Raw genomic sequence first — 21,538 nt, forward strand, 5'->3', positions numbered from 1 at the left:
TGCCCACTAGCTTTTCAGACAGCTTCTAAGCCCAATACCTTTCAGATAAGCTCGCGCAAAGCCGCAAAGGTTTTGGCGCTCATATGCAAGAAACTCTGCGCCCTTGCGCCTTTGCGTCAGGAAACCCGTCGTATTTGAAGAGTATTGAGTCTAAGCCTATGCCTAGCCAGCCGCTACGTTGTCCCTCATGTAAGCATGTGAATCCGCCAGGTTCACGTTTTTGCAATGCCTGCGGTTCGCCCTTGGGGGTGACGCGGCCTCTTGGTGAACGGCTTGCCCGCGCCCGCCCGACTGCACCCCTGATGCTTACGTCAGATGCTGAGTTGGTGCCTGGTTTGGCGATTGATCCCGCTGGACGCTATGTTGTGCGTGAGACGATTGGCAAAGGCGGCTTTGGCGAGGCATACTTGGTCTTTGACCGCCAGTTGAATCGCTTCTGTGTGGCCAAACGGCAGGTGCCTAATCCCAAGTGGAGTACACGTACCAAGGAGTTGGCCGCGCAGAACTTTGTGCGTGAAGCTGAGTTGTTGGTCACGCTCAATACCCCTGGGCATCCCAACATTCCTGAAATTTATGAGTTTCTGCCTGAACAACGCTGTTTGGTAATGAAGTATGTTGAGGGGCGCAATCTGGGTGAGATTCTGCGTGAACGGCGCGGTCTCTTGAACCCCGCTGAATCGATGGCGATTGCACGCGATGTGGCTTCGGCCCTGAGCTATATGCACGCCCGTCGCCCTGAGCCAGTACTGCACCGTGATGTCAAGCTGGCCAACATTCTGCTCGATAGCTCTGGGCGGGTCTGGCTGATTGACTTTGGCCTCTCGCGCGCAATTGCAGTGCATGTCCAGAATGATCCGCGCCATACCCAACTGGCTGGCACCTTGGGCATTACGCCACCGGAACAGTGGCGCGGCCAAGCCGAACCGCGCTCCGATGTCTATGCCCTTGCCGCAACATTGCATACCCTGCTCACCGGCTTTCATCCCATCCTCACCAAAGCCGATCTGCCCAATTTCCTCAGTGGCGTGCTGCAACCCTATCCACCGCCGCGTAGCATTGACCCCGCGATTCCGGTGGAGGTTGAAAATCTGCTGCTCCACGGCTTGGCCTTTACGGCGCGTGAACGTCCGAGTGCCGCCGCGTTCTGCCAGGCACTAGAGAAATTATTGACCCCCCGCAGCCAAGCCAGGCTGCAAGCGCCTGATGGCACCCCCATTGCCGATGAGCAGGCGCTCATGGTCTGGGCCGAAGCCAATTGGGAGCATGCGCTGGCGTGGCTCTATGGCAATCTCGCCGATCAGGTGGAGAAGCTGTGGGGGCGCAACAAGCTGGCCGCCGAGATGCGTGCGGCCACGCATCAGCACCCCAAGGATCGCCACGCTGGCCTCGATGCGCTCTTGGCCAGCCACGATCCAGAGGGCTTTGGGGCCGAACGCACGCGCCTCGTGGCCGACCGGCGCAGCCTCGATTTTGGCTCGATGGCCCTAGAGGAGCGGCGCGACGAGTGGCTGCTGATCTCCAACCGTGGCCGCCGTTATGCGCGGGTAAATCTGCAACACCCCCGTTGGATCATCCCTTCACTCCTCAGTTTCAATCTCGCCCCAGGCCAACGGCAGCAACTCAAAATTACTGCCGATATGCGCCGTGCAACCGAGAGCGGTAAGCTGCGCGATGCACTGCTGCTCAAAGACCAGCATGGGCTCAATTTTCGCATCGAAGTCCAGGCTCAACTCTCACGCTGGCGCGCCTTTTGGCTCCGCACCGTCGGGGGGCAACGCGCCCTCCAGTGGGAAGATGCGCCGGTGCGCCAGGTGCGAACCATCCATGGGCACAAAGGCAATGTCTGGGCCCTCGACTTTGGGCCAGGTGGTTTGGAATTGGCCTCGGGTGGTTGGGACGAGATGGTACGGCTTTGGCGCGTGAGCGATGGGAACCTGCTCGCGACCCTTGATGATCAGGCTGGCAATGTACTCAGCGTCAGCTTTAGCCCCGACGGCCTCCTCGTAGCCGTCGCCTCCAGCAATGGCGATGTGAAGGTCTGGGGGGCGCGAGGGGGCAAATTGGTGCAGACCCTTTCGACGCCCCAAGCCTACCAAGAGAGTATCCACTTCAGCCCCGACAGCCAGGTGCTGATTGCCAATGGCAGCGATGCGACGATTCGCTATTGGCGCTTGGATGACGGATCACTGCTCCAACGCATTGCCACCGTGCGTGATGCGGTTGCGCTGGCATGTCGGCCCGACGGCCAAGCCCTAGCGGTGGCATGTCACGACCGGCGCATCCGCATCTATGATGCAGAAGCGGGGCAACTGGTTGCCACCCTCACCGGCCACCATGCCGGCGTGAGCGCAGTCGCCTTCAGCCTCGACGGCTTTTTGCTTGCTTCGGGCAGCACCGACGGCATGGTCTGCATCTGGGATAGCGAGCATGGCGAATTGCGCTACCAACTTCGTGGTCACCAGAACGCCATCCGCAGTGTTGCCATCCACCCCGACGGACTGTTGGTCGCTTCGGGCGGCATGGACGGCAACGTGCGACTATGGCGCACCGCCGATGGCGAACTGCACCAAGTGCTGCAAGGCCACAGCAGCGGCGTCTTGCGCGTCACCTTCAGCCCCAGCGGCGAACTGCTCGCCTCCGGCGACAGCGAAGGGCGTGTCACCCTCTGGCAGCCGGGGTAATACCATTGTAGATTGTAGTGCAGATTGTTGTAGGAGTGCTACCCGCCGACGGCGGCTACCAAGAGCGCCAGGAGCATACAGAGCGAAAAGAAGCCCAGCACAATCAGCAGCAGCGGAATAAAGAGGACTGCCATGGCCGCCTTACCCACATCGAGGCGATGAGCAACACTCGTAGCGGTAATCATCACCACCAAGCCCCAAACCCAGGCAATCATGCTGAAGGTGCCGCCCATAATGGGAATAAAGGCCAGCGCATCAAGCGCACGGGGCGCAACCGAGAGCGAGCCCAAGGCCACCATCTGTTGGATGCTCCCCTGCCCTCCAAGTTGCCGAGCGATGATATGGGCCGCCACTGCACCAAGCAACATCCATCCCAGATAGCTCAATGGGCGGCTGACCGTCGCGGCCAACAACTGAAACACCAGCGCCACCGGGCGCGGCAGCGGTGTTTGCAGAGCCAACAACTCCTCCATCATCGTGAAAAAAGGCTCTTTGTTCTCATTCACCACCCGCGTAATATCCGCCGTAGCCGGGCTGTTTGACGTCAGCACCAACTGATTCATCTGGGTATTCACTTGGTTGCGGAGGTTCTGCACCGTGCGCTCCGGCGTGGCCGACCGGATCAGATCATTGATCCCATTGACCGCACCAACCAACAGGCCAACAAAGAGAATCAGCAGAAACCCGCGTCGCACCCCATCGGGGGCCTCGCGGAGGCCCAGCATAACATTGCGGTTGAGCGTAAGCGCACCATTGAAAAGTTCGATCATTGGGTTACCCATAGTTCATGGTGGTTCGGGGGCCTCCCCCGAAAGACTTTTTTTGTTGCGTATTGGCGGCGAAGCCGCCAATACGCAACAAAAAACAAGGTTGGGGGCGTAACTCCGCAAACATTATGCGAAGCCTTAAGCAACAGCACTTACCAACAGCAACAAGAAACAACAAAAGAACGTCCCCAAAAGCACGAGTAAGAGCGTTGGCCCCAGAGCGACAGCCCAGAAGGTTGGCCAGGCTGGTAGTTGGTGGCTCTCGCGCACCGCGACGTAGGTCGCAATCAAACCCAGAGTGGTCGTGGCAGCGACCTGGGCATAGGGCACGATCTGCACAAGTGCCAAAAGATTGGCACCGCTGGCCAACGCAGTACATGCCATAGTCTGCTGATAGGTAGCGGCACCGCCAAAGGCTCGGGCGGCAATATGCACCACACTGCCAAAGAGAAACCAGCCGAGCAGCGCAAAGACGGGGGTAAAAAAGATCGCCATAAAGCTCTGCGCTGGCCCTGCGGCCAGCACACCAAAATCCTGAGGCTGGCTGAAGGCCTCCTCGAAGGCAATGCCAATTTCCGGGCTCTCTGCAACCATATTCTGGTAGAGCGGCAGGCTGGTAATGCCATCGTAGAGCGTCGCGCTAAACTCGGTCGCATCTGGTTGGGTTGCATAGACCCCCAGGTTGCCAATCCAAGCCGCAACACCAACCAATAAGCCAATCAGCGCCACAAGCAGCGCTCCTCGTGCAAAACCATCAGGGGCGTCGCGTTGCTCCCGAAAGGCCGCCGGATCGAGCAGCAGCCCGCCGAGCGCCAATTGGAAGGTGGTCTTGATTGAATCCATAGATGCCTCATTGTTGAACCAGGTTGCCACTGGGCTATTTTACCATTTGTCCTTGGGGCTGTGACCCCTTGTGATAGTATTCACCTTGCCAAGCATGAGGCCGAGTGCTAGAATAGGCACGTTACACCCTGGCAACAATTGCCAGATAATGCTCTCCCCTCTTTTAGGCTCAGGCATGGTTCAGAGGCAAGGGTGATCTGAGCTATGCACGATCACTGTTCGCTGCTGTTCTGATCCGCTACCACAACGAAGGAGTTGTACGATGCATGGGCTCGATGGCCTTGATGGCCTACAACAGGCTGCGGTGTGGACCGTGCTGGCGATTTCAATCTTTGGAATCGTGTATGCCTTTATCTTGCGGAGCCAGATTTTGGCCCAAGATACGGGTACCGACAAAATGAGGGAGGTTTGGGGCTTTATTCGGTCAGGGGCAAACGCCTACCTCAGTAGTCAGTTTCGGGTCATTGCCATTCTTGTGGCGGTGCTGACCTTCTTCCTCGCAGCGAGCGTCTTTATTGTTCCTCCAACCCACGAGGCCGTAGAGGTCTTTGGCGACAATGCAACCGTGGCGGTGGCGATCGGACGAGCGGTGGCCTTCTTGATGGGTTCGCTCTTCTCCTACGCCGTCGGCTTTGTGGGTATGAATGTGGCGGTTGAGGGCAATGTGCGTGTGGCCGCAGCAAGTCGTAAGGGCTACAACCCCGCCCTGCAGATCGCGTATAAATCCGGTTCAGTAACCGGTATGCTCACCGTGGGGCTTGGTCTGCTTGGTGGCACGCTGATCTTTTTGGTCTTTGGTATCGCCGCGCCCGATGCGCTGCTCGGCTTTGGCTTCGGTGGCTCATTGATTGCGCTCTTTATGCGCGTCGGTGGTGGTATCTATACCAAGGCTGCCGATGTTGGGGCCGACCTCGTGGGCAAGGTTGAGGCCGGTATCCCTGAAGATGACCCGCGTAACGCTGCGGTGATCGCCGACCTCGTGGGTGATAATGTCGGTGACTGCGCCGGTATGGCGGCGGATGTCTTCGAGAGCTTTGAGGTGACTCTCGTCTCTGCGCTGATTCTCGGCCTTGTGCTGGCCGATATCTCCTCCGGCGCAATGTTCGATGGTACCTACGATATGCGCTTTGTCATCTTCCCGCTGGTGCTGCGTGGCATCGGTGTGATCGCTTCGGTGATTGGGAACCTCTTCGTTAAGACCGATGAGCGTACCCGTAATGCGATGGCCGCGATGAATCGGGGCTTCTATATTGCCGCCGCCATTGCTGTGGTGGCCAGTGCGGTTGCGAGCTACTTCTTTATGCGCCATCCCGAAACTGGGGTGGTAGATTGGCGTCCCTTCTTTGCTACCGTCTCTGGTGTGCTGCTCGCAATTGCCCTCGATAAGCTAACCGAGTACTTTACCAGTACCCACTTCAATCCGGTGAAAGAGACCTCCAAGTCTTCACAGACCGGCGCGGCTACCAATATTCTCTCCGGTTTGGCCCTGGGTATGGAGTCGAGCGTCTGGGCGATTAGTGTCATCGCGATCTCCATCTTTAGCTCGGTGGTGATCTTTGCGGGCTATTCAGCCGATGCGATGATTACCTTCACCGCAGTGCTCTATGGGGTCTCGCTCACCGGCATTGGCATGCTACTACTCACTGGCAATACTATCTCGATGGATAGCTTTGGGCCCATCTCGGATAATGCCAATGGGATCGGCGAAATGGCTGGCCTCGATAAGAATGCCCGCAATGTGATGGACGACCTGGATGCGGTGGGCAACACCACCAAGGCGGTCACCAAAGGGATCGCCATTGGCTCGGCGGTGATCGCCGCCGTGGCCCTCTTTGGTTCATACTTGACCGATGTGGGCCGCATTCAACAGCCGCTGATCGATAAGGGCATCCTCACCGAAGACGACCGCCTCGTGGGTATCAATGTCGCCCTGCCGGAGGTCTTCATCGGGCTGTTGATCGGCGGTGCGATACCCTTCCTCTTCTCGGCCCTCACCATTCGCGCCGTCTCGCGTGCGGCAGCCCAGATCGTCAACGAGGTACGTCGCCAGTTCCGCATCCCCGGCCTCATGGAGGGCAAGGTGCAACCCGACTATGCCCGTGCCGTGATGATTTCCACGGTTGCCGCCCAGAAAGAGTTGATCAGCCTGGGCATCATTGCCGTCGTGGTTCCCGTCATGGTCGGCTTCCTCTTGGGAGTTGAAGCACTCGGCGGCTTCCTTGCCGGCATCATTCTCACCGGCCAGCTTATGGCGGTCTTCCAGTCCAACGCTGGTGGTGCCTGGGACAACGCCAAGAAGTATATCGAAGAGGGCAACTTTGGCGGCAAGCACAGCGAACCGCATAAGGCCGCTGTGGTGGGCGACACCGTTGGTGATCCGTTGAAGGACACTTCCGGCCCGGCGCTCAACCCAATGATCAAGGTGATCAACCTCGTCGCCCTGATCATCGCCCCGGTGGTCGTCACGCTCACCAAGCCCGGCGAGCCACTAGGCGTTGGGGTTATGATTGGTATGGTGGTCTGTTTCGCTGCACTCGTCTGGGCCGTCTGGCAGAGCAAGCGCGAAGCGCCCCAGACTGATATAAAGTAGGCAATAGCGTTTGCGCTATTAGAGGCTGTCTGAAAAGTCTATGAACTGGCGTTGGAGTGCCGGCTTTAGCCGGCTAAAGCCGGCACTCCAACGTATGCCACGTAGCATGATGGTACTGACACCCTTTTCAGACAGCCTCTTAGGTAGTGCCGACTTTCGTCGGCTGAGGTCGCCAAAAACCTCTGGACGCCGACGAAAGTCAGCACTACGACGGTAAAGCTGAAAGCGCATTTCTGAAACCTTCCCTAACAAGCATTTCCCCTGTTCCCCTGTTCCCCTGTTCCCCTGTTCTCCTGTTCTCCTGTTCCCCTGTTCCCCTGTTCCCCTGTTCCCCTGTTCCCCTGTTCCCCTGTTCCTCTGTTCTCCTGTTCCCCTGTTCTCCTGTTCCCCTGTTCCCCTGTTCCCCTGTTCCCCTGTTCCCCTGTTCCCCTGTTCCCCTGTTCCCCTGTTCTCCTGTTCCCCTGTTCTCCTGTTCCCCTGTTCTCCTGTTCCCCTATGCTACTTCCCTACCTCCAAGCCCAATGGCAACGGATCTTCGGCCTCAACGTCTCCATGATCAACGCCCAGCTCTTTGTTGGCGGGCAATTCAGTGTGGAGCAGTGGCCTGAGTTGTATCGCTTGGGCATCCGGGCGGTCTTGAGCTTACAGGCGGAGCACGAAGATCAATTTATGGAACCCTACCCGTCGCGCCAGGAGCGGCTACTGGTAGCCGACTTCACAGCGCCGACGTTAGAGCAACTGGATGCGGGGGTAGCCTTTGTGCAGGCGGCGCACGCGGAGGGGTTGCCGGTCTTCATCCACTGCCATGCGGGGGTCGGGCGGGCGCCGATCATGGCGGCGGCCTGCCTGATGGCCAATGAGGGCTTAGACGCACAGCGCGCCTTGGAGCGGATACGGGCGGCACGTCCGATCATCGGGCCGGGGCGGGCGCAGGTGGCACAACTGGTGGAGTGGGGGGGGAAGCCACGATGATCTCAGTCGTTATCCCCAATCTTAACTCACCACTCATTGCTGAAGTCATTGCCGCACTGGAGCGCCAGACCATCCGTGAACAGATTACCGAAGTGATCGTGGTTGGCCAAGATCGGGAGCAACTGGTACCCAAGAGCGTGCGCCATGTGGAGGTCGCACAGCCACTCAGTGCAGCAGCAGCACGCAATCGAGGGGCGCGTTTGGCTACTGGAGCGTACCTATGCTTTCTTGATGCTGATTGTATTGCCAGCCCCCAGTTTGTAGAGCGGCTCTTGGCCCGCCTGCAAGCGGGAGCCAGCATGGTCGGGGGCAGCATCACGCCCGAGCCGGGCAACTACTGGCGGATCTGCGACAACCTACTCGTCTTTGCATCAGTGTTAGCTTCGGCACGCCCAGGTGAACGGCCCTACCTACCGAGCCTAAACGTAATGTTGCAGCGTGATCTCTTTATCGCACTTGGCGGGTTTGACGAGCGTTTCCCTGGGGCGGCGGGCGAAGACATTGACTTTAGCCTGCGGCTACGCAATCAAGGCCATACGCTCTGGTTTGAGCCAGAGGCCACGATCTTCCACCGCCCAGCACGGAGCAGTGCGGCTTCGGTTGCAGCCCATCTACGCAGCTTCGGACGGGTGCATGTACGGCTGCAACGCGAGCATCAGGGACGGGCCGCGCCGCGCTTGGGGCCACACCTGCGCCCGTGGAGCGGGCTGCTTATGGCGTGTGCGCCACTTTTAGCCCTTCTTGACGCCCTGCTGCTGTACGGGCGCAACCCCGAATTACGACGCTACTGGTATTGCCTACCAGGCATGATCTGGGGCAAAGCGGCGTGGTACTTGGGGGTGGTGGAGGGGATGTTGGCGGTAGAGTCTGCCAAGAGGCTGTAATACCATTGTAGATTGTAGATTGTAGATTGCCGAACATGGCGTCTCAATGGGCTTTCGCGTTCTTGATCATGCGGCCTGTTCAAGGGTAATTGGTATAACTGTGCAACATGGGCAGACACCCGCAAGGCAGCGCACCATCATAACCATCATAGCAGGCATGGTTGTCCTCCTGATGCAGTGGTGGTTACTCTACCCTCTACATCAGACCATGGATCTGCCCATTTGGGATTAGCTCAACTTCTACGTGCTGCCTGCGATACAGTGGTTGAGCGGTACGTCAGCGTTGCAGAGTATTGAGTATGGGCCACTCTATAGCTTGCTCTATGTACCCTTCATCGCAGTGTTAGGGGTAGAGCAGAGCATCTTTGTGATGCGCTACATGTTGACCCTTGGTGTTACGCTGCTGCTCTTCATTTTCTTGCTTGGTAGCCTGCGCTCATTACGGGTTGCTACAGGTTTAACGTTCATATGGATTTTTTCAGCGGCGAATATCTTTCCAGGAACGATGGTTTTTCATCTGGCTCTTGCACTTTTTCTGATTACTCTTATCTTTAGCCGGATCAATCGGTTCGCAGCTTGGCTCTTTCTGCTGTTAGCTGGCTTTGTGCGCCCCGAATATTTTGGGTTAGCCCTTGTGTATGGTTGCTACATAGGGCTACAACACGTTAGCTCAAGGTTCCCATTGCGCCCTCAACAAGCACCTCCTTCACGCTACAACTGGGCGCTGCTCTTGCTGATCAGTATGCAGCTTGGTCTGGTTGCCTTCTTGTTTAGCCATGTGGCAAGCATCAACTTTAGTGCAGGTCGCTCGTGGTTAGCATTTCAGCAACACTATGCCTTTGCCCAAGTCATAGCCGGACGCTACCATCTCGATCCTTGGGCCGACTTTCCTCACATTATTGCGCGTGATCTCCCGAATGCACAATCACTGAGCGATGTTGTCGCCAACTATCCCACGGTTCTCTTGGGCCATATCTTCGCCAATCTTGCGGCCCTACCACAAGCATTGGTGCAATTTCTCTTGCCCGTTGCTCCGCTACGCCCCCCGATGTTGTATGGGGTACTCGTGCCAAGTGCGATGCTCTGCGGCCTCGTATGGCTGATGAAGTTTCCCCAAGCATGGCATCAAGCCCAACAGGTGTTGAGGTTTCCAACAGGTGATCTGCCAATCCTTGCTCTGATTGCTCCCCTAACGATCATTCCCAACATATTGATTAACCTGCGCTTTGCCCAGTACTTTATGATCCTGATGCCCTTTCTGTTCTATGCTCTGGGGATATGGGGGCTTGCGGCCATACGATCGCTCAGGCACTCTGAGCACCCAATGCTGGCAAGTGTGATGGTGCGGAGCGAGGCTTGGATTGCTCCAGTGGTGCTCACGCTCGTAGCCGTGATACTTTTGACCCAACCACGGCCTTTTCTCGCCAGCTATCTACCGGCACAGACCCTGATACCCAAGCTGAATGTTCTCCAAAGCATCCTTCCGCAAGGCGCTTATACGGTCTATGGTGGCGCTATTCCCGCGTACATAGCCTATCTCTGCCCAACGTGTCGCGTTGTCTACCCATTGAATCAAGGGATGCATGTTGATCTTGCAGCCGATCTGGCCCGGCATCAACCCGCCGTTGTTGCGATTGACAGTAGTCTCTTAACCTCGCCCTCATTTGATCCTGCCATGCTCACCTTGCTAGAAGCACCATCATGGCAACCCTTTATCCTCGCCGATGAAGTTATCTATGTGCAGCAAGATTTTGTCGTAGCCGGATCAGTTTGTAAAAATGATGTCGCGCTTATGTTACCGCGCAATTGGCGAGCATGGTATGATGATAAACAACCACATAGTGACCATGATCGGCGCATATTAGCGCTACCTGCCCACTTCTGGGTCTATACAGCCCAAGCACGTCATGCCCACATGCAGCTTACGCCTGATCAAAGGAGCTATCGTTCAGGTGCTACTATGCTACCTGAAGAGATCATCGTTCATGTCAATGGCACACCTACGACAAGGATGCATAGCGCCTATGGCCAGGTTAGTAGTGTCGAATTATCATTACGAGCGGGGTATAATCAGATTTGGTTGGATACCATCGAGATTCATGATGCCCAAGATTATATTCCTGCCATAGCGGGGATCATTCCTGCACATACCAACGTGCCCTTTCTGCGTCTGCTGACGTTTGAGCCATTGCCATGAGTTGTTGAGTGCTTATGTTATGCTAACCGCCTCAGTGATTATCCCCAACCTGCACTCACCCCATTTGGGGGCAGTGCTGACTGCGTTGAGCCAGCAGACGACCCCACCACTTGAGGTGATTGTCGTTGGTCAGGATCGTTATGGCTTTCACGTAGCGCATCCTGCTGTACGCATGCTTACCACCCCGCATCCCGTGCCGCCAGCAGTAGCGCGTAATCTCGGCTTGGCCCATGCACGGGGCGATGTCTGCTGTTTTCTTGATGCCGATTGTATTCCCCAGGCTCCATGGTTGGAGCGTTTGTTAGCACGTCAGATGGAGGGGGATGCGGTTGTTGTTGGGGCGGTGGCATTGGGCAACGAGCGTTTTTGGCAGCGTTGTGATAATATTGCTGCGATGGCACCTTTTCTTGTCACGGCACCGCGTGGCCCACGGCTCTATGTGATCAGTGCGAACTTAGCCATTCGCCGTGCATTGCTCTTGCAGCAGTGTGGCTTTGATCTCAGCTTTCGTTATGCCTCTGGCGAAGATAGCGATCTTGCGTTTCGACTAGTGTTGCAGGGGCATACCCCCCAATTTGAGCCAACAGCGATCATTCACCATGAGACGAGCCGCGATCAGGCAGCGAAAGTTTGGCGCCATATTTGGCTCTATGGGACACAATGGCCCATGCTGGTGGATCGCTACCCACAGATCTTGGGCCTGCCCTTCTGGCGCAGGAGCTATCGTACACATCCGCTCCTCGCATGGTTGCTGATCCCCTTCTGGACGCTGAAGGACGTATATAAGCTCTACAGCGCCCAACCTGCCCTCTTGCGCCACCATTGGCCAACGTTGTGGGGAGTCTATTGGGTACGCATAGCTTGGTATGTGGGCCAAATTGTTGCCTTTCGGAAGCATCCATGAGCATGTTCCCCCATGTGACCATCATTGTGTTACACTGGCTCAATGATCAACGGACTCAGCGTTGCCTTGAGGCGCTCCAGCAACTCGACTACCCACAGTACCGCATTGTGCTCGTAGACAATGGTTCACATAATGGTTCACTAGAACGTCTGCGTGCAAGTTTTCCTAGTATCGAGATTCTGGCTTTAGCTCAGAACTATGGTTTTGCTGGTGGCATCAATCCGGCCATTCGAGCCGCACTTGCCACGCATACTGATTACATATTTTTGCTTAATAATGACGCGCTCATTGCACCTGAATCGTTGCGTTTATTGATTGCAATGCATCAACAAAACCCTCACATTGGCATTCTAACGCCGGTTGCAGTCTACGAAGATGAACCAACGCGCCGCGCTGGTCTTGGTTTTCGTATCCATCGCTATGAATGTGAACTGATTGGGTGGGACGAACGTGATGAACCAGAGCAGCAGCCTCATCCCATTGTGTTGGATGCGGTCTTTGGCACGGCAATGCTCATCCCACGGCGACTCTTTGAGCGGGTGGGGCTCTTTGATGAACGTTTTTTCTTCTATTACGAAGATGTCGATCTGTGTGTACGGGCAAGGGCGGCGGGGTTTGTCGTCGCCTACACCCCCCACGTGCGGGTCTTCCATGCGGTCTCGGCTAGTACCGCAGGTATTCGCGGTCTGCGCTTCTTCTACTTGGGGCGAGGGCGGCAACTCTTCTTTCGTAAACACCGTTCTGCTTGGCAGCGTGTGGTCTATCGTGGCCGTGAACTCTATAAACTGTTTCGTGAAGCGCCATTTCGGGTAAAATATGAGGGTATGGCCAATGTGGTCGGCTACCTAGCAGGATCACTGGCCGGTTTGATTATGCCCGTGCCAAAGGATCGGTAGGTACATAAAGGAATTATGCAGAAACAACTTGTAGAACCACTACCACTTCAGTTGCGGCTACGCAAATGGTTTACCGCTTTTCAGCAGAGTCGCTGGCAGTGGGTGGTTATTGGCCTCTGTTTTGTCCTCTTCAATGGCTACATTCTCTACCGACTCTATCAAGATTGGGGCCAATTGCGGGCCCTTGAGTGGCCACGCCCTGATCTGCTGCTCTTGGGTTTGACTGCGCTTGTGCAGTTTAGTGGTGCCCTGCTCTTGGTCTATAGTTGGACCTACATGATGGGCCAGTTTGGCTACCAAGTCTCTTTTCGACGCCATTTTCGGGTCTATATGATCTCCAACCTAGCGCGTAAGATTCCTGGATTTGGTTGGAATATCATTAGCCGCGTCTATATGTATCAACGCGATACGGGCGATGTGGTCAAGGTTACCGCTACTAGTTTGGCTGAGACGGTAATCTTTGGCATTGCCGCAGCGGTTGTGGCGCTCTTGGCGCTCCTCCTGCCTGGGAGTCAGGCTGATTTTATCCCTCCGAGTATCCTGATTGGGGTTATTCTTGGCTTTGTGGCGCTTGTGCCCTCACCCATCTTTCGCCCCGTCTTGCGTTGGCTGAATAAGGGTCAACCCCCCGAACACCAATTGCGCTGGCCCCATCTGCTCCAGTGGGCCGGCTTGAATGTACTCGTCACTGTGCTAGGGGGGATTACGCTCTACCTGTTCTGTCGCGCCTTTGGAATGATTGAGCCAGGCGATTATGCGCTGATCATTCAGTGTTGGGCGCTCACGGTTGTTGTTGGTGCATTGCTCTTCTGGATGCCCGCGAGTAGTGGGGTGAGTAATAGTATTACGGTGGTCATTCTTGCAACGATTATGCCCATGCCCCAAGCCCTGCTGCTAATGCTGCTCTGGCGCGTCTGGGTCAATCTGACCGAAGTCACTTGGGGTGGCATCAGTTTATTGCTCTAGTAAACCATATGCGTCCTTCAATTAAACAATTTGTCGAGATCTGTACGCGCCACTTGCCCATCCACGCGCCGATTTATGAGTTTGGTAGCTATCAAGTGCATGGCCAAGAGCAGTTTGCCAATCTGCGTGAGCTTTTCCCTGGCAAAGCGTATGTTGGTTCGGATATGCGTGTTGGGCGCGGAGTTGATGCCGTGCTCAATCTGCACGATCTGGGTTTGCCCAGTGGTTCAGTTGGCACGGCACTCTGCCTTGACACCCTTGAACATGTCGAATACCCCCATAAGGCTTGCGCTGAACTCTATCGTGTTATCAAACCACATGGGCTGTTGGTACTCTCCTCGGTGATGAATTTCCCCATCCATGACTACCCCAACGACTACTGGCGTTTTACGCCGGAAGCCTTTGCGAGTTTGCTGCGACCGTTTGAATTTGTCGAGATTGTCAGTGGTGGCGATCCGATCTTTCCACATACCGTTGCAGCGGTAGCATGCAAGGGTCGGGTTGATGCGGCAAGCGTGGCCCAACTCAAGGGAGAATTTGAGACATGGCGTGGACAGTTTATCGCGCCAGCGCTCCCGCGCTGGCGTCAGATCGCCCGCATGTTGGTGCCGCCAATCGCTGGATGGGCCTATGGGCGCACCCTGCGTTGCTTGGGCCTGCGTAAAGACACGGTTACACCATGCGGCGGCTGATCCCCTTGGAACTGGTGGTATGTCCACTCTGTGGGGCAGATAGCAGTACGCCATTGGTCGAGACCCCCGATCACTTTGGGTATGTGGACGGCAGTTTCACGGTTGTCCGTTGCCGTGTCTGCGGGTTAGGCTACCAGAATCCGCGTCCAACGGCAGCCGCATTTGAGGCGATCTATCCGCCCAGTTATACGCCCTACCAAACAGAGAGGATCGAGCCAGGCTCCATTCCGCCTGATTTGGTACGTGCTTGTGCCTTCATTGCACAACAACAGCCAGCAGGCGGCCACTTGCTTGACGTTGGTGCTGGGGTGGGGAGCTTTCTGCATGCGCTGGCTTTGTTGCAACCCCATTGGCAGACATGTGGGCTAGAGCCTAGTCCGCTACCTGCCGCACAAGCCGCTCACCATGGGGTCACTATGCAGATTGGTACCCTGGCAACTGCCGAACTCGCGGCCCAGACATGGGATGCAGTAACCCTTTGGAATGTCCTAGAACACCTACCCAATCCATTGGCCGATTTGCAGCGCATACGTCAGTTGTTGCGCCCCAATGGATGCCTCTATCTCACCCTGCCCCTCTATGACAGTTGGGATGCCCGGCTCTTTGGGCCCTATTGGTTGGGCTGGGAGCTACCGCGCCATTTTATTCACTTTGATCGAGTTTCGTTGACACGGATGCTCCATGAGGCAGGGTTTGCGCTTCTCCGCATGGCGAGCCTGAGTGGCATAGACTATTGTGCGGATCAGAGTATGCATATTGCGCTACGGGCGCTTGTACGCAACTACACTGCTCATCGCTTGAGCCAAGCGCTCATCTTCTCACGGCCAGCCCGTATGCTCTGCTGGCGTCCCTACTTGCAACTAGCAACATGGCGGCAACGCACGACGGTGGTCACTATTGTAGCCCAACCTCGCTAGGATTAGGGTGAATTTGGCGTTCTAATCACGAAAAAACTCAAGTACTACTACTTTTGGGTGATGGGTAATAATCCCCAGAGTAGCCTTACTGTTGCCCTGGATTAGCTCGTAAGAAGGAGCCTTGAGTAGCTTAAACAGGTGATGTTGGCTAACCAAGATGGACTATAGCAGAAGCTCAGGGGTACCACGTATAATCAGCCTAGCTCTACAAAGGGTAGGGTAACGTTGTAGGAATTATGGAAGGACGATCATGAAGCGACGACTGATGCAAACCATGCTGGTAGCCATTCTGGCGCTGGTACCGATGCTTGTCGGTGCCCAGACTTCGGTGACCACCAGCGGTTTTCAGGTGCAGAACCTGAGTGAAACGACGGCAGCGCAAATTACCATTCGCTACTACAGTGCCGCCAATGGGGCTGAGGTAGCAAGCCAGGAAGCAACCATTCCGGCGGGTGGCTCGTTGACCTTCTTGGATGGCGGTGGTGGCACGGTGGCAATGAGCGTTCCGGCTGGCTTCCGCGGCTCCGTTGTGATCGAGTCGGATCAGCCTGTTGTTGCGATCACCAACCTCGTTGGGGTCCAAGGCAACATCAGTGTTGGTGAAGCCTACAGTGGTTTTAATGCTGGCTATAGCTCCGTCAGTTTGCCGCTGATCATGCGTGGTAACTTTGGTTTTAACACCACGATCATCGTGCAGAATACTGGTACGGCAGCAACCAGTGTGACCGTCCGCTATACCCCTGGTGTGGCTGGCACGGCTGGCACGCAGACTGCGAACATCCAGCCTGGCGCTTCGGCAACCTTTACGCAGGCAACCAACAACGCTCTTGGCGAGCGCTTTGTCGGCTCGGCTGTGGTTGAAGCCGCTTCGGGTGGCTCGATTGTCGCTGCCGTGGTGCAAGATGGCAACAACACCCTTGCCAGCTACAGTGGCTTTGATGCCAACGTGACCCCCTCGGCTGTGGCCGTTCCGCTGCTCGTTGCCAACAACTTTGGTGGCACGACCGGCCTCCAGATCCAGAACAACGGCAACGAGGCGACAACCGTCACCGTGACCTACACCCCCAATACGGCGACCACGCCTGCCGGTACCTTCCAGCCCTGTGGTGCACCTCAGGCAAGTACCTTCCAATTGCCGGCGGGTGCCTCGGTAACCACCATCCAGGGCGCTGGTAGTGCAAATGAAGGCTTCGACACCCAGTTTGCTAACTGCCGCTATGTTGGTGGTGCAACAGTAACCAGCAACAACAACCAACCCCTCACGGCAGTTGTCAACCAGTCGTTTGGTGCCAGCTTCTCGGCCTATGAGGGCTTCCAGGTGAGCAGTGCAACCGGTGAGGTGCGTGCACCTCTGGTGGTGTCGAACAACTTCGGTGGCACAACGGGTATTCAGGTGCAGAACGTTGGTACCTCTGCCACTCAGGTCACCATCTCCTTCGGCCCCAACACGGTGAGTGGTGATGGCACGTGTGCTACGCCTCAGTCGCGCACGATCAGCCTGCCGGCTGGCTCGTCGGCAACCCGCATCCAGGCTGGCGGCGCAGCCGCTGATGGCTTTGATGATCAGTTTGCCACCTGCCGCTATGTCGGTTCGGCCAAGATTGAAGCCGCTTCCGGTGGCCAGATTGTGGCGATTGTCAACCAGACCGCCGCTCTGACTGACGGCCTCTTCACCTACAACACCTTCGGGCAGTAGGATTAGCCAACAATCGTAACCTAACAACGGTGGTAGGGTTTGCCCCTACCGCCGTTTTTCGCTGGCACGTAATTGTGCTATCATAGTGGGGCTTGTCTTTGGGCTCATTCGATTGCCTGCTGTGGAGCCGCTTGCGTGATGTTTGAACGCCATACACTGCTCGAAATAGCCCGTAATGCGAAATTGCTCTTGCGCCAACCCCGTACCTTTGTGCAGTATGTGGCGAAGGTGTTGCAACCAACGCAACGCTTCTATCGCCGTCGCTTCGCCCAAAGCCTAGAGGATTGGCTCGCCTACCATCAACGTCAAGTCGTTTTTGAACAGTGTAGCTGGATGGGGGTGAAAACCCTTAAAAATCCGCTTGATGTCTGGGTGTACCAAGAGATTGTCCATCGTGTGCAGCCCGATGTCATTGTTGAGATTGGCAGCGCAGCCGGTGGCAGTACGCTCTATTTTGCCCAACTCTGCGATCTGCTGGGTAAAGGAGCCGTAATCTCGATTGATATTGACCGGAGCAATTATCATGTGAGCCATCCCCGCATTACAACGCTCACTGGGCATAGCTCATCCCCTGAACTTGTGGCTCAGGTGTATGAGCGTTGTGTTGGTAAGACAACTCTCGTTATCCATGATGGTGACCACCATAAACCTCAGGTGCTGCGCGATCTGCGTGCCTATGCCGATCTGGTCAGTTTGCATAGCTATCTTATCGTGGAAGATGGGATTGTTGATCTGTTTCGTCTGCGCGATGGCTTCTGGGGGCTGAAAGATGGCCCCTTAGCAGCCGTTGAGGTCTTCTTACGCGAGGATCCGCGTTTTGCTGTCGATCATGCGTGTGAACGCTATCTGTTGACCTATAATCCACGAGGTTACCTGAAACGGATTAGGTAAGTTAGGAGTAGTACGATCATGCGTCGGTTCATGTTGCTGATACTCATGGTAGCTCTGTTGGTTGGTTGTGGCAGGCCAGCCCAGAATGAGACGGATGCCCCGCCGCCTGAAGCAACGGTAGATCAACCTGCTTCGCCTGCCTATCCCTATCCCTATCCAGAACCACAGAATAACGACGATACCGCTCAGGGTCCCCTCTTTACTATCGATATCCCGCTTACTGCCGCGCGTGGTGTGGTGAGTGGCACTGGCCCTGCTGGCGTACCGATTCGCGTCGTCAATTTTATGCGTGACGCTGAAGTGCTTGGTGAGACGGTTATTGATGATGATGGCAATTTTGCGATTGAAACAACCGAGATGCGGCTTGGCGAAATTATCGGCATTGCCCTCGGTGATGTGACTGGTACCGATATTGATCCTGCTGATTTCCAGCATGGCCCTGGCTATCGTGATGTCTCAGGGTTTGGGATTGTCTTTGCGACGCAATTGGTTATTGAGTAGCGCTGGTGTTCCCCGCCCTCGTTGATCTCCTCGCTTGGCTGCCCGGGGCGCTTGTTGCTGCGCCCTTGGTAGCTTTGGGTGCGTTGGCGCTCTTTATGCTGCCTGGGCTGGCGCTGTTGCGCCTGTTGCCTCTCCCGGTGCCTGTGCGCCCCGCACAATATCTCGCTGCGGCCCTCGCGCTCAGTTGGATCGTGCCGCCATTGCTGCTGCTCGCTGCCGATCTGCTGGGCTTGCGCTGGGGGCCGCTTGCTACATGGGCGGTGCTGCTGCTCGCTGCCCTCGTGGTCTTCTGGCCGCGCCATAAGGCTGCCCCAGCACGCCCTTGGTATGATGCCGAACTGGGGCTGCTGCTGGCCCTCTGGGGCTTGACCCTCGCTTTGCGCCTCTATCTGGTGCGTGAGTTGCCCGCTGGGCTCTTTGGCGATTCCTATCACCATACGCTGATTACCCAACTGATGGTGGATAATGGCGGCCTTTTTCGCTCATGGCAGCCCTATGCACCACTCGCGACCTTTACCTACCACTTTGGTTTTCATAGTATGGCTGCTTGGCTCCATTGGCTGACTGGCTATCCTGTGCTGCGTGCGGTGCTGCTGGTGGGTCAAGTTGCCGCCGCCCTGGCGGTTCCAGGGGTCTTTTTGCTCACTAGTCAGCTCTTTGGTGAACGTACTATTGCGTTGTGGGCTGCGCTCAGTGTGGGTTTGCTGAGTGTCTTTCCGACCTACTATGTTAATTGGGGGCGCTATACCCAGTTGGCTGGGCAGACGGTGCTGCCCGCTACCTGTTTTGTCTGGATGCTGCTGTTGCAGCAGGCCCGTCAACCCAAGTTGACGTGGCAGCGCCTCGCTGCGCCTGCGCTGCTTGCTGTGTTGGCTACTACCGGGGTCGCGCTGGCCCACTATCGTATTGGGGTCTTTGCGGCTTGCTTTGTCGCGCTCTATGCGCTCTATCTGCTGCTCATGCATGTGCGCTCATGGCTCCCGGCTTTGCGGATGTTCTTCGTTGCCATCCTGGTGGGCAGCACGGGGGTTGTGTTCACCTTGCCCTGGCTGCTGCGTCTACGTGAGGGGCGCATGCTTCAATTGGCGAACCATATGGTGACCACCAACATTGGCGCAACTTCGGGCAACGCCCCTTCTCCCATTGATCTAGAACGCACGCTGGCCAATGGGATGTTGCCCCTGGCGCTGCTTGGTCTGCTGGTGTTGCTGCTGCGCCGCCGTTGGCTGGCGCTGCTGCTGCCGTTGTGGCTCGGGATCATTTGGTTAGCCGCCAATCCCTACTTGGTTGGCCTGACGGGTGCAGGTATTATTTCGAGCTTTGCGGTGATTATTGCTGGCTACATTTGGCTGGCACCGCTCGCCGGTGCCGGTTTGGCCGCCTTGGTTGACGGAGTTGGCTGGCTGGTTGGACGGGTCGCTGCGGGTAGGCAGGCTCAAGCAGAGCGCTTCGTTATCGTGCTGCTCGCTACGGCCTGCATTCTCTGGGGCGTAGGAGCGCAGAGCAATCTGCTTGATCCCAACTTTAAGCTGCTCACCCATGCCGATCTGCATGCCGCTGCTTGGATGCGCGAACACCTCGCACCCGAAGCCAAAGTCTTTGTCAATAGCTTTCCCGCTTATGATGCCTATGTCTATGCTGGGACGGACGGAGGTTGGTGGTTACCGCTGATTAGCGGCCATCGCACCAATCTGCCGCCTATGTCCTATGGTTTTGAGGCGGCTGAAGACCCCCAATTTGCGCTTCTGGTGATGGAGTATAATCAGGCAATCCTTGAGCATCCGCTTGAGAGTGCTGCCGCTGTCGCTGCCCTGCGGCAATGGGGCTATCGCTACCTCTACGATGGCCCGGCAGCAAATCCACCAGTAGAACATATAGATCCAGCCCGGTTAGCAGATGTGCCCTACTATGAGCGCATCTATGACCGTGATGGGGTAACGATCTGGAGAGTACGCTAGTGCGGATTGCTGTTGTTGGCCCGACCTACCCCTACCGTGGGGGCATTGCCCACTATACGACGTTGTTGGTGCGCCATTTGCGGGCGGCAGGCCATACGGTGCCGCTCTACTCCTTTACGCGCCAGTATCCGCGCTGGCTCTTTCCTGGCAAGACCGACCGTGATCCTAGTAGTACGCCGCTGAAGGTGGATTGTGAGTATATTCTTGATCCTATGAATCCACTAACTTGGTGGCGTCTCTATCGGCGTATTCGTACCGATCAGCCTGATCTGCTGGTTTTACAGTGGTGGGTGCCCTACTGGACGCCGACGCTCACTATGTTGACCCGTTGGATTAAAAACAATACGTCAGTCAAGATTGTTTTTATTTGCCATAATGTGGTACCGCACGAAGGCGGCGGGGTGATTGATCGCCGCCTTGCGCTCACTGCGCTCTGCCGTGGTGATGCACTGATTGTGCATAGTGAACAGGATCGCTACCGTTTGCATGCGCTGCTGCCCTACGCCCGCGTGATCAAGGCGAATTTGCCAACCTACGCTGATCTTGCTGGGAGTATGGTGCAGCCTGCATCTGATCTGCGCCAAGGGTTAGGGCTACCGCCTGGACGCCAGATTATTCTCTTCTTTGGCTTTGTACGACCCTACAAGGGGCTGGAATATCTCGTTCAGGCGATGCGTGCTGTGCGTGAACATGTGGATGCCCATCTGCTGGTGGTTGGTGAATTCTGGACGCATCCCAATTTTTATCAGACCTACGCGGAGGAGTTTGGGGTTAGCGATGCCATGACGATTGTTAATCGCTATGTGGCGAATGAAGAACTGCAACCCTATTTTGATCTAGCTGATGTGGTGGTGTTGCCCTATGTTTCCGCGACGCAGAGCGCGGTAGTGCAGTTGGCCTTTGGTTTTGGCAAGCCAGTCATTACGACGCGGGTTGGTGGGCTGCATGAAGTGGTGCAAGACGGCGTGAATGGCCTGATTGTACCGCCCCAGGATGAGCAAGCCTTGGCTGAGGCGATTGTGCGCTATTTCAACGAAGAGCTTGCGCCTGAACTGACGGCCAATGTGCGCCAGACCGCCGTAGCGCAGAGCTATTCTTGGCAGCAACTCGTCAGCACCATTGAGCAGACAGCGCATGAGTTGGGTGAATCGAGTTAATACCATTTACGATTGTAGATTGTAGA

The 21,538-nt window shown here is 56.2% G+C and carries 17 protein-coding genes; 15 read left to right on the forward strand and 2 right to left on the reverse strand.

Going from position 1 to position 21,538, the window contains the following annotated elements; all coding sequences use genetic code 11:
- The first annotated feature begins 158 nt into the window (after positions 1–158).
- Positions 159–2,681, forward strand: coding sequence for a WD40 repeat domain-containing serine/threonine-protein kinase (locus tag CJ255_RS06405; protein ID WP_165774590.1), 2,523 nt, complete (start codon positions 159–161; stop codon positions 2,679–2,681).
- A 38-nt stretch (positions 2,682–2,719) separates the two neighbouring features.
- Here CJ255_RS06405 and CJ255_RS06410 read toward each other — a convergent pair whose 3' ends face one another.
- Both CJ255_RS06410 and CJ255_RS06415 read right to left on the reverse strand, forming a co-directional pair.
- Positions 2,720–3,451: a Yip1 family protein gene (locus CJ255_RS06410; RefSeq protein WP_097643264.1), complete on the reverse strand. Its 732-nt coding sequence runs from the start codon at positions 3,449–3,451 to the stop codon at positions 2,720–2,722.
- A gap of 135 nt (positions 3,452–3,586) precedes the next feature.
- Positions 3,587–4,291 carry a YIP1 family protein gene (locus CJ255_RS06415; RefSeq protein ID WP_097643265.1) on the reverse strand — a complete coding sequence of 235 codons (705 nt, stop codon included), beginning with the start codon at positions 4,289–4,291 and terminating at the stop codon, positions 3,587–3,589.
- Between the two features lie 262 nt (positions 4,292–4,553).
- Between CJ255_RS06415 and CJ255_RS06420 the strand changes: the two genes are divergently transcribed.
- From CJ255_RS06420 to CJ255_RS06495, 14 genes are all read left to right on the forward strand, one after another.
- Positions 4,554–6,881, forward strand: coding sequence for a sodium-translocating pyrophosphatase (locus CJ255_RS06420; RefSeq protein ID WP_097643266.1), 2,328 nt, complete (start codon positions 4,554–4,556; stop codon positions 6,879–6,881).
- Positions 6,882–7,376: 495 nt separating this feature from the next.
- Entirely contained in the window at positions 7,377–7,853 is a 477-nt protein-coding gene (locus tag CJ255_RS06430; protein WP_097643267.1) for a protein-tyrosine phosphatase family protein, read from the forward strand.
- Positions 7,850–8,737 (forward strand): glycosyltransferase family 2 protein, encoded by an 888-nt coding sequence (locus CJ255_RS06435; protein ID WP_097643268.1) that lies wholly within the window; start codon positions 7,850–7,852, stop codon positions 8,735–8,737. Before CJ255_RS06430 ends, CJ255_RS06435 begins: the two co-directional genes overlap by 4 nt.
- Positions 8,738–9,020: 283 nt before the next feature.
- Entirely contained in the window at positions 9,021–10,934 is a 1,914-nt protein-coding gene (locus tag CJ255_RS06445) for a hypothetical protein (RefSeq protein WP_124681837.1), read from the forward strand.
- A gap of 19 nt (positions 10,935–10,953) precedes the next feature.
- Positions 10,954–11,838 carry a glycosyltransferase family 2 protein gene (locus tag CJ255_RS06450; protein WP_097643271.1) on the forward strand — a complete coding sequence of 295 codons (885 nt, stop codon included), beginning with the start codon at positions 10,954–10,956 and terminating at the stop codon, positions 11,836–11,838.
- Positions 11,835–12,734 (forward strand): glycosyltransferase family 2 protein, encoded by a 900-nt coding sequence (locus tag CJ255_RS06455; protein WP_097643272.1) that lies wholly within the window; start codon positions 11,835–11,837, stop codon positions 12,732–12,734. The genes CJ255_RS06450 and CJ255_RS06455 overlap by 4 nt, the downstream gene beginning before the upstream one ends.
- 15 nt (positions 12,735–12,749) lie before the next feature.
- Positions 12,750–13,700, forward strand: a complete 951-nt coding sequence (locus tag CJ255_RS06460) for a lysylphosphatidylglycerol synthase domain-containing protein (RefSeq protein WP_097643273.1) — start codon at positions 12,750–12,752, stop codon at positions 13,698–13,700.
- Between the two features lie 8 nt (positions 13,701–13,708).
- Positions 13,709–14,392, forward strand: coding sequence for a methyltransferase domain-containing protein (locus tag CJ255_RS06465; RefSeq protein ID WP_097643274.1), 684 nt, complete (start codon positions 13,709–13,711; stop codon positions 14,390–14,392).
- Positions 14,380–15,309 (forward strand): class I SAM-dependent methyltransferase, encoded by a 930-nt coding sequence (locus tag CJ255_RS06470; protein ID WP_097643275.1) that lies wholly within the window; start codon positions 14,380–14,382, stop codon positions 15,307–15,309. The genes CJ255_RS06465 and CJ255_RS06470 overlap by 13 nt, the downstream gene beginning before the upstream one ends.
- A 250-nt stretch (positions 15,310–15,559) precedes the next feature.
- A complete protein-coding gene (locus tag CJ255_RS06475; RefSeq protein WP_124681838.1) occupies positions 15,560–17,005 on the forward strand; it encodes a hypothetical protein in 1,446 nt (481 codons plus the stop codon).
- 138 nt (positions 17,006–17,143) lie between these two features.
- On the forward strand, positions 17,144–17,896 hold the full coding sequence (locus CJ255_RS06480) for a CmcI family methyltransferase (RefSeq protein WP_097643277.1): 753 nt from the start codon (positions 17,144–17,146) through the stop codon (positions 17,894–17,896).
- A gap of 18 nt (positions 17,897–17,914) precedes the next feature.
- Positions 17,915–18,397, forward strand: a complete 483-nt coding sequence (locus CJ255_RS06485; protein WP_124681839.1) for a hypothetical protein — start codon at positions 17,915–17,917, stop codon at positions 18,395–18,397.
- A 5-nt stretch (positions 18,398–18,402) separates the two neighbouring features.
- Complete coding sequence (locus CJ255_RS06490) at positions 18,403–20,355, forward strand: DUF6541 family protein (RefSeq protein WP_097643279.1); 1,953 nt, start codon at positions 18,403–18,405, stop codon at positions 20,353–20,355.
- Complete coding sequence (locus CJ255_RS06495; RefSeq protein WP_097643280.1) at positions 20,355–21,512, forward strand: glycosyltransferase; 1,158 nt, start codon at positions 20,355–20,357, stop codon at positions 21,510–21,512. Before CJ255_RS06490 ends, CJ255_RS06495 begins: the two co-directional genes overlap by 1 nt.
- Positions 21,513–21,538 lie beyond the last annotated feature (26 nt).

It is taken from the genome of Candidatus Viridilinea mediisalina (assembly GCF_002532535.1).
GTDB lineage: Bacteria > Chloroflexota > Chloroflexia > Chloroflexales > Chloroflexaceae > Viridilinea > Viridilinea mediisalina.